The 14,636-nt window shown below is 69.3% G+C and carries 13 protein-coding genes; 2 read left to right on the top strand and 11 right to left on the bottom strand.

Going from position 1 to position 14,636, the window contains the following annotated elements; translation table 11 throughout:
• Positions 1 to 204: 204 nt before the first annotated feature.
• From LIU39_RS01615 to LIU39_RS01605, 3 genes are all read right to left on the bottom strand, one after another.
• Entirely contained in the window at positions 205 to 1,032 is an 828-nt protein-coding gene (locus tag LIU39_RS01615; RefSeq protein ID WP_227043733.1) for a hypothetical protein, read from the bottom strand.
• 66 nt (positions 1,033 to 1,098) lie between these two features.
• Positions 1,099 to 1,605: a SigE family RNA polymerase sigma factor gene (locus LIU39_RS01610; protein WP_227043730.1), complete on the bottom strand. Its 507-nt coding sequence runs from the start codon at positions 1,603 to 1,605 to the stop codon at positions 1,099 to 1,101.
• 560 nt (positions 1,606 to 2,165) lie between these two features.
• Positions 2,166 to 2,978, bottom strand: a complete 813-nt coding sequence (locus tag LIU39_RS01605) for a zinc-binding dehydrogenase (protein WP_227043729.1) — start codon at positions 2,976 to 2,978, stop codon at positions 2,166 to 2,168.
• Positions 2,979 to 3,154: 176 nt separating this feature from the next.
• On the opposite strand from LIU39_RS01605, the gene LIU39_RS01600 reads away from it, so the two are divergent.
• Positions 3,155 to 3,766, top strand: a complete 612-nt coding sequence (locus LIU39_RS01600; RefSeq protein ID WP_227043727.1) for a dihydrofolate reductase family protein — start codon at positions 3,155 to 3,157, stop codon at positions 3,764 to 3,766.
• Positions 3,767 to 4,736: 970 nt separating this feature from the next.
• Here the strand turns inward: LIU39_RS01600 and LIU39_RS01595 are convergent.
• From LIU39_RS01595 to LIU39_RS01565, 7 genes are all read right to left on the bottom strand, one after another.
• Positions 4,737 to 5,654: a DMT family transporter gene (locus LIU39_RS01595; RefSeq protein ID WP_372463786.1), complete on the bottom strand. Its 918-nt coding sequence runs from the start codon at positions 5,652 to 5,654 to the stop codon at positions 4,737 to 4,739.
• The gene (gene dcsG, locus LIU39_RS01590; protein WP_227043723.1) at positions 5,651 to 6,577 is read right to left on the bottom strand and encodes a D-cycloserine synthetase; all 927 of its coding nucleotides are present in this window, start codon (positions 6,575 to 6,577) and stop codon (positions 5,651 to 5,653) included. The genes LIU39_RS01595 and dcsG overlap by 4 nt, the downstream gene beginning before the upstream one ends.
• Positions 6,578 to 6,676: 99 nt before the next feature.
• Positions 6,677 to 7,411, bottom strand: a complete 735-nt coding sequence (locus tag LIU39_RS01585; protein ID WP_227043720.1) for an SDR family oxidoreductase — start codon at positions 7,409 to 7,411, stop codon at positions 6,677 to 6,679.
• A 36-nt stretch (positions 7,412 to 7,447) separates the two neighbouring features.
• Positions 7,448 to 8,563, bottom strand: a complete 1,116-nt coding sequence (gene metX / locus LIU39_RS01580; protein WP_227043718.1) for a homoserine O-acetyltransferase MetX — start codon at positions 8,561 to 8,563, stop codon at positions 7,448 to 7,450.
• Between the two features lie 56 nt (positions 8,564 to 8,619).
• Positions 8,620 to 9,597 carry a cysteine synthase A gene (gene cysK / locus LIU39_RS01575; protein ID WP_227043717.1) on the bottom strand — a complete coding sequence of 326 codons (978 nt, stop codon included), beginning with the start codon at positions 9,595 to 9,597 and terminating at the stop codon, positions 8,620 to 8,622.
• A gap of 228 nt (positions 9,598 to 9,825) precedes the next feature.
• Entirely contained in the window at positions 9,826 to 10,644 is an 819-nt protein-coding gene (locus LIU39_RS01570; RefSeq protein ID WP_227043715.1) for an arginase family protein, read from the bottom strand.
• Complete coding sequence (locus LIU39_RS01565; RefSeq protein ID WP_227043714.1) at positions 10,641 to 11,417, bottom strand: YqcI/YcgG family protein; 777 nt, start codon at positions 11,415 to 11,417, stop codon at positions 10,641 to 10,643. Before LIU39_RS01565 ends, LIU39_RS01570 begins: the two co-directional genes overlap by 4 nt.
• A gap of 318 nt (positions 11,418 to 11,735) precedes the next feature.
• Here LIU39_RS01565 and LIU39_RS01560 point away from each other — a divergent pair, with 318 nt between their 5' ends.
• Entirely contained in the window at positions 11,736 to 12,689 is a 954-nt protein-coding gene (locus tag LIU39_RS01560) for a UbiA family prenyltransferase (RefSeq protein WP_227043712.1), read from the top strand.
• Here the strand turns inward: LIU39_RS01560 and LIU39_RS35160 are convergent.
• Complete coding sequence (locus LIU39_RS35160; RefSeq protein ID WP_227043710.1) at positions 12,620 to 13,435, bottom strand: helix-turn-helix domain-containing protein; 816 nt, start codon at positions 13,433 to 13,435, stop codon at positions 12,620 to 12,622. The two genes, LIU39_RS01560 and LIU39_RS35160, sit on opposite strands and share 70 nt — an antisense overlap.
• Positions 13,436 to 14,636: the final 1,201 nt, after the last annotated feature.

The raw sequence follows: 14,636 nt of genomic DNA, 5'->3' as shown, positions 1-14,636 counted from the left end.
CACGCGTCCCTGAATCTGGCCCTATTCTTGGAAACCTCTTGCATTACTAACTGACGCGCTGTTGGTCGAAGTTCGCCACCGCCCAGCGGCGCGGTGTACCACTACTACGGCCTGTGGCGGGACGACGGCACCGACCAGAACCTCCATGTCCTGCCAGCGCAACAGGTCATGGAGGTTCCGCCCCACTTTCGGCAATGCAACGGGTCAGCCGACGGCACCGAGGATCGGCGCCCAGGTGGGACCGGTGAGTGCGGCCACCGCCTGCTTCTGGGAGAGCGGGGGAGCGTCACGGGTCGGCTTCGGCCTGTTTCCGCTACCGAAGTCGCCGGCGGTGTTCCACTGCACCATCTGAAGCTGGGCGCCGGTCGACTTCAGGGTCACCGTCGTCGTCCAGCGGTGAGCGATGTCGGAGTCGGGGACGGGGTCGGCACCGATCGGCTGCCTTTCCGCGATCGCCTCCGACATCACCAGGGCTCCGCCGGGAAGCGCGGCGCTGCTCGGCAGCTCGCTCAGCTCACAGGTGTCGCCGACCTCAGCACGTCCGGCCGTATGGTCGCAGCTCAGCCCTTCGCCGTCCCTGAGCGGCAGCTTGAGCCGCAGGGCCGAGACACCGACGTTGGCGGCGCCGTGCCCGTCGTTGACGTCCACTCCGCCGTTGGCGACCCATCCGCCGGACGGATTCGAGGGGTCGTTGCTCTGCCCGTCCTCCTTGCCGAACCGGCTTCCGGGGAACGTCTTCTTCACAGCGTCGATCATCTGGGTGCCGCTGATCGCGGAACGGGGCATCGCCAGCGCCACCGTTTCCATGTCGGATCCTGCGGAGCGAGTCCCGGCGAGCGCGCCGGGGAGCACCAGGCCGGCTGCCGCGACCGCGGCGCAGGCGCCGACCCCGGCGATGACGCCGGCGCTGCGCCGGCGCCGACTGCGGCTCCGCCCGCGCTCGACGGCTCCGCTCAGGAGCGTGGTGAGATCGGGTTCGATGGAGTCGGTCGCGCGGTTCAGGGCGTGTGCGAGGTCTGCTTCGAACGGCATGCTGGCGTCACCTTTTCTGTCGCTGATAGGGGCTTTGCGGTGGCTTCGACCTGTGTGCACCGGCGCTCAGTGCGGAACCAGGTCGGCCAGGCTGTCGCCGAGCAACGCGCGCACCCTGTTGAGTGCGCGGGTGCCCTGGGAGCGGACCGCGCTGCTGCTCAGCTTGAGCATCTGGGCGGTCTCCTCGATGCTGCGGTCCTCCCAGTAGCGCAGCAGCAGCACCGCCCGGTCGCGGGGCGGCAGTTGGCCGAGCGCGTCCAGCAGGGTGAGCCGCAGTGCGGCGTCCGGGCCGGCCGCCGCGCTGTCGGGCATGTTCCCGGTGGGGCGCTCGCCGGTGCTTCGCCGACGCCGCTGGGTGAGGGAGGTGCGGACCAGAACCGTCTGGGCGTAGGCCGCCGGGCTGTCCGCTCTGGCCACCCGCTTCCAGTGCACGTACACGCGGCTGAGGGTTTCCTGGACCAGGTCCTCGGCAAGATGTGTGTCGCCGGCGGCGAGTACGTACGCCGAGCGGTACAGCGCCTTCGCCCTCGCGGCCACGAACTCCAGGTACTGATCCTCCTGTGCTGATTTCACTCGGCCCCCGCCTGTTCTCTTGTTCCGTGATCCCCGTGCATACCCCTCTTGACTACGTGAGACGGCAGGATGTCGCGCGGCAGGAGCACCTTCTTTTCCACCGCTGCCGCGTCAGCAGTGTTGCGCGACGGGCAAAGGCACGATGCCCGGCCCGGCGGGGGCCGACCGGGATGCGTTGCCGGTACCTCTCAAGTCTTCGCCGACACCGGCCGGTCGATGCGGACCCGGGGCCTGTGCGAGGCCCTCGACCTGCCCATCCGACGCACCAGTGCCTCCGTCGAGGACCTGGACGAGGGCTACTACTCATCAGAACCTTGTCGACTTGGTGGTCACCGTCACGGCGACCCTGCGCCGGTGCGCGTGGTGCTCCCAGCAGGGGTTCGCGCGGGCGATGACCGCAGTTCATCGCCCGTCCACACCACCCCGAACGGGGTGATCGTCCTGCTGGTCACGCCCCACCAGAACACCTCAACAAGATCGTGTTCCGAGCGCTCAGCAGACGGCGCTGCATGCGAGTTGAAGCAGGACGAGGGGGAGGTCAGCCGGCCGCGGCGGCGTCCTCAGGAGAAGTCGAGCACCAACCGACCGTGCAGGCCGCCGGACTCCAGCATGCGGTGGGCCCTTGCCGCCTCGTCGGCGGGCAGCACCTCGGCGACGCGCAGCGTCAACGTGCCGTCCTCGGCCTGGCGGCGGAGCCGGTCCAGGCCCTTGGTGTCGGTCATGCCGTCCGGCGCCATCACCGGGCACACCCGGATGCCGCGCTCGGCCGGTCCGGACCAGCCCCGCAGCTCGGCCGGCGTCCCGCCGTCGGCGACGGCAGGCACTATCCCGGTGGTCTGCACCGAGCCGTCCACGAGGCCGGGGACACCGTCGGGTGCCAGCGCGCGAATGCGAGCGGCGACACCGGAGCCGCGCTCGACGACGTGGTCGGCGCCGAAGCCGCGGACCAGCTCGGTATCGCGTTGGGCGGCGTCTGGGATCACGGTCAGCCCGACGGCCTTGGCCAGCTCGACCGCGTACCCGCCAACGGCACCGGCCGCACCGGTCACGGCGACGGTCCCGCCGTGCGGCACGGTCAGCGCGTCCAGGGCAAGGCGTGCGGTCAGAGCATTCATGAGCAGGGTGGACGCCGCGGGAAAGTCGGCTCCCTCCCGGGCCGACACCACCGACGCGGCGGGCACCACGACCTGCTCGGCATACGCCCCGCCGCGCGGGCTGGTGAACAGCACCATGGCGACCACCCGCTGGCCGATGGCAAGCCGGTCGCCGGTCCCGGGCCCGAGTTGGTCGATCACACCGGCGGCGTCCATGCCGGGCACGAACGGAAGCCGGCGGCCGGGCATACGGACGGCGTGGCCGCCGGTACGCAGCATGACATCGGTATTGACGGCCACCCGGACAGAGCTGACCCGCGAAGCCACCCCCCACCTGGCGCGGAACCTGACCCCCAAATCCGGGGACGAAACGCCCAGTTAAGGAGTGGGTACGGTCGCGTCCCCTCCCGAATAAGCTGAGTCGGCCAATCGAGGTCGAAGAGAAGTGGTGCGCGATGAAGCTGGTTGTGCAGGAGTTCCTGACGCTCGACGGTGTCTCCCAGGGGCCGGGATCCCCGGACGAGGACACCAGTGACGGATTCAAGCGGGGTGGCTGGTTCGTGCCGCACCTGGACGAGGAGTTCGACCGGCTGGCCGGCACCTGGCTCGGCGAGGCGGACGCGTTCCTGTTCGGCCGCCGTACCTACCAGAACTTTGCGCGGGACTGGCCGAAGATGACCGACCATCCCTCCGCCGGCATCTTGAACGGTCTGCCGAAGTACGTGGCCTCCCACAGCCTGACCAAGGCCGAGTGGAACCCGACCACGATCCTGTCCGGCGACGTCCCCGCCCAGGTCGCCGAACTGAAGCGGCAGCCCGGCCGGGAACTGCAGATCCACGGCAGCGCCCAACTGGCCCAGTCCCTACTGGCCGCTGGGCTGATCGACACGCTGCGGCTCGTGATCGCCCCGGTCGTGGTGGGTCAGGGCCGACGCCTGTTCCCGGACGGCGGCGCACCGGCCGGCCTGCGGCTCGTCAGCCATCAGACGACACCAGGTGGCCTGTCGGTGCACATCTTCGAATCGACGGGGCTTCCGGAGTTCGGGACCTACGGGGCCGACGCATAGGCCCCTGGTGCGGGAGCCTGATCGGAACTCCCCACCCTGCGGCAAGTCCTGGGGCGTCCGCGGCATGGCCCGGCCGATCCAGTACCTCGACACCACCGTGCTCGCCGGCGGCACCGTCGAGGCCGGGGACGACGGCACCGCTCGCCGGACTGTCGTGGACGGATTCTCAGTTCGATGACATGGCGACTGGCTTGGATGGCAACGGGCAGCAGTGGGCCGGGGGCAGACGGGAAAGATCCCGAAGGTACTGACGAACGATTGCAGGGGCAGGTCAGCGCAGGCTCCTTCTGATGAAACACCAGGTCAGATAGGTGATGCCGGTGAACGTGGAGGTTTCCACCTCCGGCTTCTCCACGACCGTTCGAGGCCCTGCGGCTGCACTCCTGGAAGCTGGGCCCCGGCTGCAGCGTCACGTTCGACACCGAGGCCCCGGCCGAGATCGCCGCCGTCGCCCGCGTTCTGGCGACCTCCCGCCCCCTGTAGCGTCCCGCGCCCTCCCCTTCACTACGCCAAGTTCCTGGACGGCGTCCGGGAACAGGCCAACCGCCTCATCGAGCGGTCCATGCAGGAGCGGGACCGCGTCAGCCAGGGCCCAGCGCCTGCGGGGTGAGTTGGGGTTTTGGTCCGTGACTGGTCCGGAAGCGTTGGTCAGGAGCGGGACAGCGGTGGTGGAAACTGGGGGGTAAAGCGCAAAACGGGCTCTGCTCTGAATGGGTCGGCCGGAAGGTGCCTGACCAGCAAAACCCCAGGTCAGGCACCTTTCCACAACCCTCTAGAAGAACCCGAGCTTCTTCGCCGAGTAGGACACGAGCAGGTTCTTCGTCTGCTGGTGGTACACGGCTCACGACCCCGCTGAGCAGCGGGACAGGACCAGCTCGCACCGGAGAGTGTCGAGTTGGTTCGTGATTGGTCCGGATCTTGGGGCCGACGGCAGGCCCAAAGGCGTGCGCCACCCCCTCCCGCTCCGGTCTCAGGACGTTCTGGCCCTCTGCGTGACCACGATGCAGGTGAGCACGATGGCCGCGGTCAGCGGAACCGCCGCGGTGAAGTTCTCGCCGAGCAGCAGAACAGCCCACACCAGCGTCAACAGTGGCTGGGCCAGCTGGAGTTGACTTGCCTTCGCCACGCCGATGAGGCCCATGCCCTTGTACCAGACGACGAACCCGCCGAACTGTGAGACGGCCGCGATGTAGGCCATGCCGACCATCGCCTTGGTGGTGAGGTGCACGGTTTCGTTCGAGAGCGCGAACAAGGACACGACCAAGTTGACCGGGGCCGCCAGCACCACGCCCCAGGCGATGACGCGCCAGCCCGGCATGCGTGCGGTGAGCCGCCCGCCCTGCGCGTATCCCGCCGCGCAGACCAGCAGGGCGCCGAAGAGGTAGAGGTCCGCGACGGTCGGCCGGCCGTGGTTCTGCGACAGCGTGTAGACGACGACGGTGGCCGCACCGATACCGGCCGCGGCCCAGAAGACTTTCGACGGACTGCGCCGCGTCAGCACCGCGGAGATCGCTGCCGTGGCCATCGGCAGCGCGCCGATCACGATCGCCGAGTTCGCGGTGGACGAGGTCTGCAGCGCAAGCGTGGTGAGCAGCGGGAATCCGACCGCGCAGCCGCCCGCCACGACGGCGAGCGCGGGCCAGTCCGCGCGCGCCGGCAGCGGTGCCCGGGTCAGAAGGAGTGCGGCCAGCGCGATGACGGCGGCGAGGACACCGCGGACCCCGATGGCACTCCAGGGCCCGAACCCGTCGAGCGCCCACACCGTCCCGGGGAAGCTGAAGGAGAAGCTGATGACGCCGAGCGCCGCGTACAGGGTTCCGCCGGTGGGCGGGGCCGTCGTGGTGGTGGCGAGGGGTGTGAGGGAATTCTGCTGCGATGTCACTGTTATCGGCTCTTCCGCTTCCGAGAGGTTTCTTCCAGCCGTACGGAGATGGCCCGCGCGAACCGCGCGGCGGAGGATTCCGCGAACGGAATGCTCAACGACGGTTCGCCGAGTTCGAGTTCGAGGACCAGAGGATTGCCGTCCGCGCCGCGGACGAGGTCGACGCGGCCGTAGAGCAGCGGCTCCCGCAGCTTCAGGTGTGCGGCGGCGGCATCCAGTGCGGCCGCGGCAACGGCCCGCTCGTCCTCGGTGGCCGCCCGCGCCGCGCGGGCCTCCTGCGTCGGCTCATCGACGGTGCCGTCCGGCAGGAGCAGTGCGCGCTTGCGGATGGCGTGGCTGTAGACGCCGTCGAAGTAGATGAGGTCGGTCTCGCCGTCGCGGTCGATCGAGTCCAGGTAGGGCTGCACGATGACGTGTCGGCCCTGGTCGAGCAGCTTGCGGAGGTGCGCGGCCGCTCCGTCTTCGGCTGACCGGGAAAAGCGCTGTACGTCCCGGGAGTACGCGCCGATGGCCGGCTTCACCACGATCTCCGCGGCTCCGTCGTGTTCGGCGAGGAACGTCCGAAGAGCCGCTACGGGGTCCGCGCCCGGGGGTACGAAGCCGCTCGGCACGACCGGCACGCCCGCACCGGCCAGATCCGCGAGGTAATGCTTGTCGAGGTTCCACCGCACCACCGGCAGCGGGTTGAACAGGGACGTCACGTCGCTGACGCGTTCGCACCACTCCAGGAACTGCGGAAGGTTTTCCACATAGCTCCACGGGGAGCGCAGCAGGACGGCGTCGAAACGGTCCCATGCGATGCCGGGATCCTGCCAGGAACGTATCTCGGCCCTGATGCCGACCGCCTTGCAGGCGTCGAGCAGCAAGGGCATGTCGTAATCGATCTCAAGGCTGGCCCTATCGGTGACCAAAGCCAGATGGTTGCCCATCGAGCAACTCCAATGCGGAAACGGGTGGGGACGGTGGGAAGGGAGGAGGGCGGGTCGGCAGCGGAGTGGCCCTTTCCTGGTCGGCGGCTTCCGGGACGGCTACCAGGGGACGGTCTCTGCCCTGTGGGTGTAGGTGCCGGTCGGGCCGTCGTCGCCGAGCAGCGCCATCGCGACGCTCGACCGCGCTCCGTCCGTGACGTCGAGGTCGCCCTCGCCGTCGTTCATGCCGGTCCTGGTGTAGCCCGGGTGCACGGCGTTCACCTTGATCGGCGTCTCGCGCAGTTCGTAGGCCAGGTGCACCGTCCAGGAGTTGAGTGCGCTCTTGGAGGCGCTGTAGGCCGGGAGCGACTTGAACATGGGGCTGTACGCGTACGACTCCGGATCGGTGTGTGTGGTGAGCGAGCCGAGCAGGCTGGACACGTTGACGATGCGACCGGCCGGAGACCTGCGGAGCAGCGGGAGGAAGGCCGTGGTCACCTCGACGAGCCCGAACAGATTGGTGTCGAAGGTCTCGCGCCACTGCGCCACCGGCTGCTCGGACGGCCGCCTTCCGTACTCTTCGATGCGGATCCCGGCGTTGTTGACCAGAATGTCGAGGCGGCCATGGCTGTCCTCGACCTCCGCGGCGGCACTGTGGATGCCGGCCGGGTCCGTGACGTCGAGGACGAGGGGGGTGACGGCGAGGCCGTCGTCCTGCAGCGTCTTCGCGGCTTCGGTGACGGCTTCGCGGTCGCGGCCGGCGAGCAGTACGTGGACGCCGGCGGTGGCGAGCTGGCGCGTGGTCCCGAAGCCGATGCCCCGGTTGGCTCCGGTGACGAGGGCGAGTCTGGGCATGCGGTTCTCCAAGGTGGGGAAAGCGGGAAAGGGCGCTCAGAGCACGGTCAGGAATTTCGCCACGGGGGTGCCGAAGCGTGCGGTGTCGATCAGGAAGGCGTCGTGCCCTTCCAGCGAATCCAGTGCCAGGAAGGTGACGTCCGTGCCGCCCGCGGTGAGGCCGTCGGCGATTTGCCGCTGTTGGCGCAGGGGGAACAGGATGTCGCTCTCGACCCCGATGACCAGGGCTTTCTCCAACTGGATGCGGGAGAGCGCCTCGTCGGTTGTGGTGCCGCTCGATTCGCCGAGGTCGAACCGGTCCATGCAGCGGCTGAGGCTGAGGTAGCTGTTGGGGTCGAAACGACGCGCGAAGCGTCGGGCGTGCCCCTCCAGGTAACCCTCCACCTGGAATTCGTGGCCGAAGGGATCGTCGCCGGCGCGGACCTCAGGTGCGATGCGTGCCCGGTCGAAGCGGCCTTCCCACTCCCGGGCCGACCGGTAGGTCATCAAGCCGAGCTTGCGCGCGGTGAACATGCCGCGCTCGGGATAGGCGGCGTCGTCGTAGCGGCCCTGGTTCCAGTGCGGGTCGTACCGGATCGCCTCGCGCTGCAGGGAGCGGACCGCTATCGAGAACGGCAGGGCGCGCGCCGCGCCGCAGATGTTGATATGGCCGCGGGCCAGGCCGGGGTGCCGGGCCAGCAGCGACAGCGCGCTCATGCCCCCCATGGAGGTGCCGATCACACACGCGAGCCGGTCCACGCCCAGGGCGCGCACCGTGTGGGCGGCGGCGTCGGCGATGTCCTCCATCGACAGGTCAGGGAAGTCGGGACCGTAGGGCTCGCCGGTGCCGGGGTCGACCGAGGCGGGCCCGGTGGACCCTTTGCAACTGCCCAGCGAATTCAGGCAGATCACGTACCAGCGATCGGTGTCGACGTGTTTTCCGGGGCCCACCATCGCCTCCCACCAGCCGGGTCCGGTGTCCGCCGGGTGGGAGGCCGCGTGGGCGTCGGGCGAGAGACCGGTGAGGACCAGGATGGCGTTGTCGCGTCCAGGGCTCAGCCGTCCCACTGTCTCGTACGCGATGCGCGCGCCGTTCAGCCGTCCGCCCCGCCGCATGGCGAAGCCTGCGGGGAGGCCGACGAAGCGGGCCGCGGGCGGGACGAATTCCCTCATGTCTGTCTCCTGACGGATGTGGATGCGCCGCGGGGCGGTGGAGTCGGGTGCCGGGGTCAGGCCGTGCTGTCACCGCTCTCCAGCAAGGCCAGCCACTCGTCGTCGGAGCCTTCGGACACCCCCTCCATGAGGAAGGTGGAGAGGTAGCGTTCTCCGGTGTCCGGGAGCATGGCAAGGAGCACCGAGCCCGCGGGCGCGGTCTCGGCGACGCGCAGCGCGGTCGCCAGGGTGGCTCCGGCCGAGATGCCGGTGAAGATGCCTTCCTCGGCGGCCAGCCTGCGTGCGGTGTCGCGCCCTTCCACCTCGTTGACGGTCACCAGGTCGTCGATGACGCTGCGGTCCATCACGCCCGGCACGAAGTCGGGGGCCCAGCCCTGGATCCGGTGGACGTTCCACTCCTGTCCGGCGAGCACGGCGGCGTTCTCCGGTTCGGTGGCGACGATCCGCACGTCGGGACGGGCGCGCTTGAGCATCTGCCCCACACCGGTGAGGGTGCCGCTGGTCCCGAAGCCGGTGACGAAGTAGTCGAGCCGCTTTCCCGCGAAGTCGCCGAGGATCTCCGAGGCGGTGGTCTCGCGGTGGTACGCGGGGTTGGCCGGGTTCTCGAACTGGCGGGCCCGGAACCAGCCGTGCCTCTCGGCGAGTTCGTCCGCGATCCGGTTGCCTCCGCTGCTGCCGAGGCGGCCGGGGAAGAGGAGTACCTTGCCGCCGTAGGCCCGGATCAGCTTGCGGCGTTCCGCCGAGTAGGTGTCGCCCATCACCGCCACGAACCGGTAGCCCCGGGCCGCGGCCACCATGGCCAGGGCGATCCCGACGTTCCCGGAAGTGCACTCGACGATAGTGTCACCGGGCTTGAGCAGCCCCTTCGCCTCGGCATCGAGGACGACGGAGAGCGCGAGGCGGTCCTTGACGGAGCCGCCGGGGTTGAACGACTCGACCTTCACATAGACCGTGGTGCGGGCGGGGGCCATGCGGTGCAGCCTGACGATCGGGGTGCGGCCGATGGTGTCGAGGATGCTGTCGTGGAGAGGCATCGGAAGTACTCCTTGCGAGCGGGGCCCGTGGTGCCGGCCACGGGAAAGAGGCCGACAGGGGCCGACGGCCGGAGTGGCCGGCGGCCGGCCGTGTCTGTCGGGTGCGTGCGGGAGGGAAGGCGGCTGCCCCGGGGTTCTGCCGCCGGCTCCTGCCATCCGATCGGCGAGCCGAAGATGTGGCGGCGCGCGGGCATGACCCGGGCGGAGGGAGCTGACGTCAGACCCGCCCTAGCCCACCGGGATGCCCTCGAAGGCGGGCGCGACCATGCCCAGGATCGTCTCGATCGCGCTCTCGCCGAGGTCGTCGTCCAACGGGGCGTTGAATTCCGCCAGTTCGACGCCTAGGAGCTGCTGCGCCGGGATGGCGTCGAAGATCGCCCGGATCTGCTCGGGGAGCAGGCCATCCGGCACGGTGTAGTCGGCCGGTACGTGTCCGGGTTCGAGGACGTCCCAGTCGATGTGCACCCACACCGGGGAGTCGCCGACGGCGTCCAGGATGTTCTCGGCCGTCGTCTGCGCCGGGGGGATGAGCCGGACACCGTGGTGCGCGATCAGCTCGCCCTCGGCGTTGTCGATGTCGCGCGCCCCGACCAGGACGGCCTGTGCGGGGCGGAGCCCGGCGCCGTGGCCGCTGTCCCAGAGTCCGCATGCGCCGGCGAGGACCATCCCGCCCAGGTAGCCGGTGCCGGTCGTCTCCGGTGTGTTGAAGTCGCCGTGCCCGTCGATGTAGAGGACCACGGCGTCCGGGTGCTCGCGGGCCACCACCGGCAGGGTGGCGAGGCTCGCCGAGCAGGTGTTGGAGATCAGGACCGTCCGGCTGCCGCTCGCGATGCTCTCGGTGACGGCCCGGCCCAGTCCGTTCAGCGTCTCCCGGGCCTGCGGGAGGCTGACGGTCCAGTCGTCGTCGGCGGGCGGCGCGGGTTCCCCGATGAAGCGGCCGGTGAGTCCGTAGCGCTTCTCCAGGGCCCGTGCGAGGCGGGCGGCGCCCTCGATCATCCGGGGCTCCCGGTCGGCCACGCGGCCCTGGGACACGATGAGTTCGATCATTCGGTCGGCAACTCCTCTTTTTCCACGGATATTCGGGGATGGAACGGGCACATATCGCTCCGCTCGGCGTTCTCTTCGGTGAGCCCGTACTGGCGCCATTCGAGGGCGCCGACACCGTACGAGCCCAGCTGCAGTGAATGCGGCATGCCGTCGTAAGTGCGTATGCGCTTGCGGATGTTCGCGCGGACCTTGCGGCCGCTCGGGGTCTCTCCGGCGAAAAAGTCGAAGCGTTCGCGGGGATTGATGACGAGCGTGAAATGGGCGCCGAGGTTACGGCTGCGGCGGTTTCGGTGCGCGGGACTGCTCATGTTGCAGAACAGCGGCATGCCGTTGAAGCACATGGACCAGGTCTCGGAATCCGGGTCCTTTCCGACGTCCTTGGGCCAGGGTTCGGGATCGACGTGGTGCAGTTCCTGCAGCACGCGCCAGCCGAAGGAGTGGTATTCCGCGACCGTACGCGCGTTCACGGCGTCCGCCGAGAACAGCACGACCAGTGGATAGGCGGTGTCCAGGCGGCCGTCCCAGGCGCTGGACAGCTCAACGTACTCGGTGAGGGCCGTTGCCAGGTGCCTGATGCCGTCGCTCCCTGCACTCTCGACGAAGGCGAACTTCAACAACTGCTTGCGGAAGGCGTTCCGGGAGAAGACGCAGGGGAAATCCGAATGGGCGAGGGGCGCTGCGAGCTCCTCGAAGGCTGCTCGCTGCCACCCTTTCGCGCCTTCGAGAACCTGCGCCTGGGAGATCAGCGTTGCGGTCTGCTGAGACCTTTCCAACTGGGCATCCTTTTCTGCTGTTCCTTACTCGTTGTGCTCTTCCTGTACGGGCGCGAGGAGGTCGTCTCTCCTTGCCTGAAACTTCCCAGGATTTTCCACGCACCCGGTTCACCGCAGTTGCAGAGTTTCCGGTACGGGTGCCGTGCACGCCCTCGCCACGGCGTCCGGATTCAGGTCGACCGGGCCGCGCTCCACTCACCCTTCCTCGCGCATGTCGGGCATGACAAGGAAGTGCAACCAAGGGTCCAGTGGGGATGTACGCCTTTTACGCCGATGGTTGTATGGCAAGGGCGCCGGGGCCGTTCCTAGACTGCGGCCGTGACCAATTCCGCTGCTCCTGCCGCTTCTTCTCTGAATGTCGCCGGCCTGGTCGGCACGGCGGATCCCCGATGGCGTACCGCGCTGAAGACAGCGCATCTCTGCTGGTCAGAGGCGCGACCGTCAGTACAGCTGGTGTTCCTCCTGCGGTTCGCGGTGGGCGCGGCGTCCGCCGGGCAGCTGCCGCAGGCTCCGGGGCGGACCGTGCTGGGCCTCGCCTCCTGGTGGTGCGCCGTGGCGTGCGCCTACCTGCTCAACGGCGTGACGGACATCCGGGAGGACCGGGCGAACGGATCCCGGCGCCCGATCGCCCGGGGAGCCCTCCCGGTTCGCACCGCCGCGGCCGTCACGGCCCTGCTGGCCGGCGCCGCGCTGGCGCTCGGCGCGACGGCGGGCGTCGGGACGTTCGGGTGGGTGGCCGCCTTCCTGCTGTTCGGCTGGGCCTACTCCGCCCGCCCGGTGCAGGCGAAGCGGTCGAGCGTGCGCTGCGCGGTGGTGGTGTTCGGCCTGGGCGCGACCTCGTACGCGGCCGGAATCTCGACGGCGGGCCACGGATGGACCGCTACGGGCGTGGTGTTCGGCTGCGTGATGGCGGCCTGGATGGCCCTGGTCGGCTCCGTGGTCAAGGACCTGGGAGATGCCGACGGGGACGCGGTCGGCGGACGGCGCACCATCGCGGTCGTCCACGGCCTGGCGGCGGCGCGGGCCCTGGCTGTGACGTGCGCCGCGCTGGTCGGCCTGGCCGGGACGGCGGTGGCCGCCCGGTGGGCCCCGATCGCGCTGGCGGGAACGCTGCCGATGGCGATCGGGGCACTGTGGGTCATTGCCCAAGTGGTGCGGGACGCCCGGCGGGAACATGCCGTACGCGGCCAACGGCGCGGCGCCTACCGGGCGTTCATGGTCACGCAGTACGCCTCGAACCTGCTCGTGCTGATCGCCCTCGGCGCCCTGTGATCCAGGGCGCGGACGGGCCGCGCGTACCGGAGGGGTTCGACGCCCGCTTTGCTTGAGGGGAAAGCGGTGTTGAGGGCCTGCACCCGGGAGCCGACCCCCAGCTTGCGGTACACGTTGTGCAGATGCCGTTTGACCGTCGCCTCGCTGATGTCGAACCGGCGGCTGATCAGCCGGTTCGTCAGTCCCGCGCGTACCGCTTCGAGGATCTCCCGCTCCCGCAGCGTCAGCAGGCCGAGGGCCTGCGCGTTCGCGCCGTCCGATGACGGTGCGGGCCCTCTCTCCGGCTCCGCGGAGGTGCCCGACCGCTGGGCCTCCTCGTACGCCCGGATCCCTTGGTACAGGCGGTACCCGGCGGCGACTCGGAAAGCGGTGCTCACGGTCTGCACCGCTGCGGCCCGTTGCTCGACCTCCACCCGGTCGAGCACTGTCATCATCACGGTCTGCATGGCCTGCCAGAGCACGTCCGCCGCCCGCACCGACTCGGACACGGGGACCTGCTGGACGACGCGGAGCGCCCCGAGCAGCCGTGTGTACTCGCCGGCTCCCGGCGACTCGGGGCGCTTGCCGCCCTCCAGCGCCTGTGCACACTCGTCCACGATGCTCTGCGCCTGATGGCGGCACTGTTCCCAGATGTCGTCGCGGTACGCCAGCGGGCTTCCGATGTCTTCCAGCGCATCCCGGTAGGCCTCGGTGATCTCAGGTATGGCACCACGGAGCTCCTGGGCAGCCGCCCGACGACCCGACACTGTTTCCTCCTCAGAAAACGGAGCGACGTGATCGCCCCTCCGGGCGGCGCCCGTCATGAAGTCCTGCGGCCAAGTTAACATCAAGCACCCGTAATGCGAGAGTAAATTTCCGCAATTCGAAATTTGCTGAGGGTATGCCGCGTAGCGGGCCGCCTTCGGCCGCGCCCGCCACCGGGGCATCAGGTACGGGCGGGCGGAGTCCATTGTGGCCAGGCGCCCGTTTCCGGTGTCTGGAAGAACCCCGGCCTCTTCGCCGAGTGCGACACCAGCAGGTTCTTCGTCTGCTGGTGCTACACGGCTCACGGCCTCGCTGACCAGTCGAGACGGGGGAAAGTGCGCCGAGGGGCGTCGAGTTGGTCCGCGCATGGTCCGGATCTCGGAGTGGACCGGAGGAGTTCGGCACTGCGGCCGGCACGGAGGCGCGTCGCAGCGGTTGATGCCCAGCCGTGTGTCGGGGCGCGCTGTACCTCAAGGACCCGGTCGGCAACTTCTCCGAGCGCTACGGCGACATGGACTGCGCCGTCGGCGACCAACTGTGGACGCCGGAGGTCCTGGAGGGCGCCAAGGCGCTCTTCAACCGGGGGCCGTCGCCCCTTCCTTCCTGCACTCCGAGGGCCTCGCTGCCCTCATGGCCGACAGTCACCGTGCGGGACGGCAACCCGATGGAACAAGTCACACAGCGCACGTACGACGTGGCCGTCGTCGGCTTCGGCCCTGTCGGGCGGATGGTCTCTGCTCCTGGCCCGCGAAGGCCGCGACTCTCTGGTCGGCGACGCGGCGCAGGCGGTCGCCGAGCCGGTTCCCCGGACGGCAGTCCACGCCCGGACGCCGGGCATCGGACCCCGCAGCTTGAGCGGTGCGGCGCCGGTGCGCCCGGCCCGCTTCGCGGATGGGTGGCGTCAGCTGCTGGTGACGGTCGGTCAGGGCAGCGGAAGGCAGCCGCTGGTGCAGTCCGCATCGTCGGTGCGGAGGTTCCTCGGGGGCTTCCGCACCGACGTCGAAAATTGTATACAACCATCCTTGAAGCGCGACGCTCGGTAGATGGGCGCTGACCGGTTTGCTGCTGACGCTCAACCGGATACTCAGCGTCACCGAAGAGTGACAGGATTCTCTGTGTGAACGCCTTCTGGCGTGATATTGCCCTGACATGGTGTTGCGGTGGGTCTACCGGTTGGTGCAGATTGACCCGAGCGGAAGAATT

The sequence above is a fragment of the Streptomyces pinistramenti genome (assembly GCF_020564935.1).
Lineage (GTDB): Bacteria > Actinomycetota > Actinomycetes > Streptomycetales > Streptomycetaceae > Streptomyces > Streptomyces pinistramenti.
Note: the sequence above shows the minus strand (reverse complement) of the source record. Positions and strands in the feature narration are given on the sequence as shown.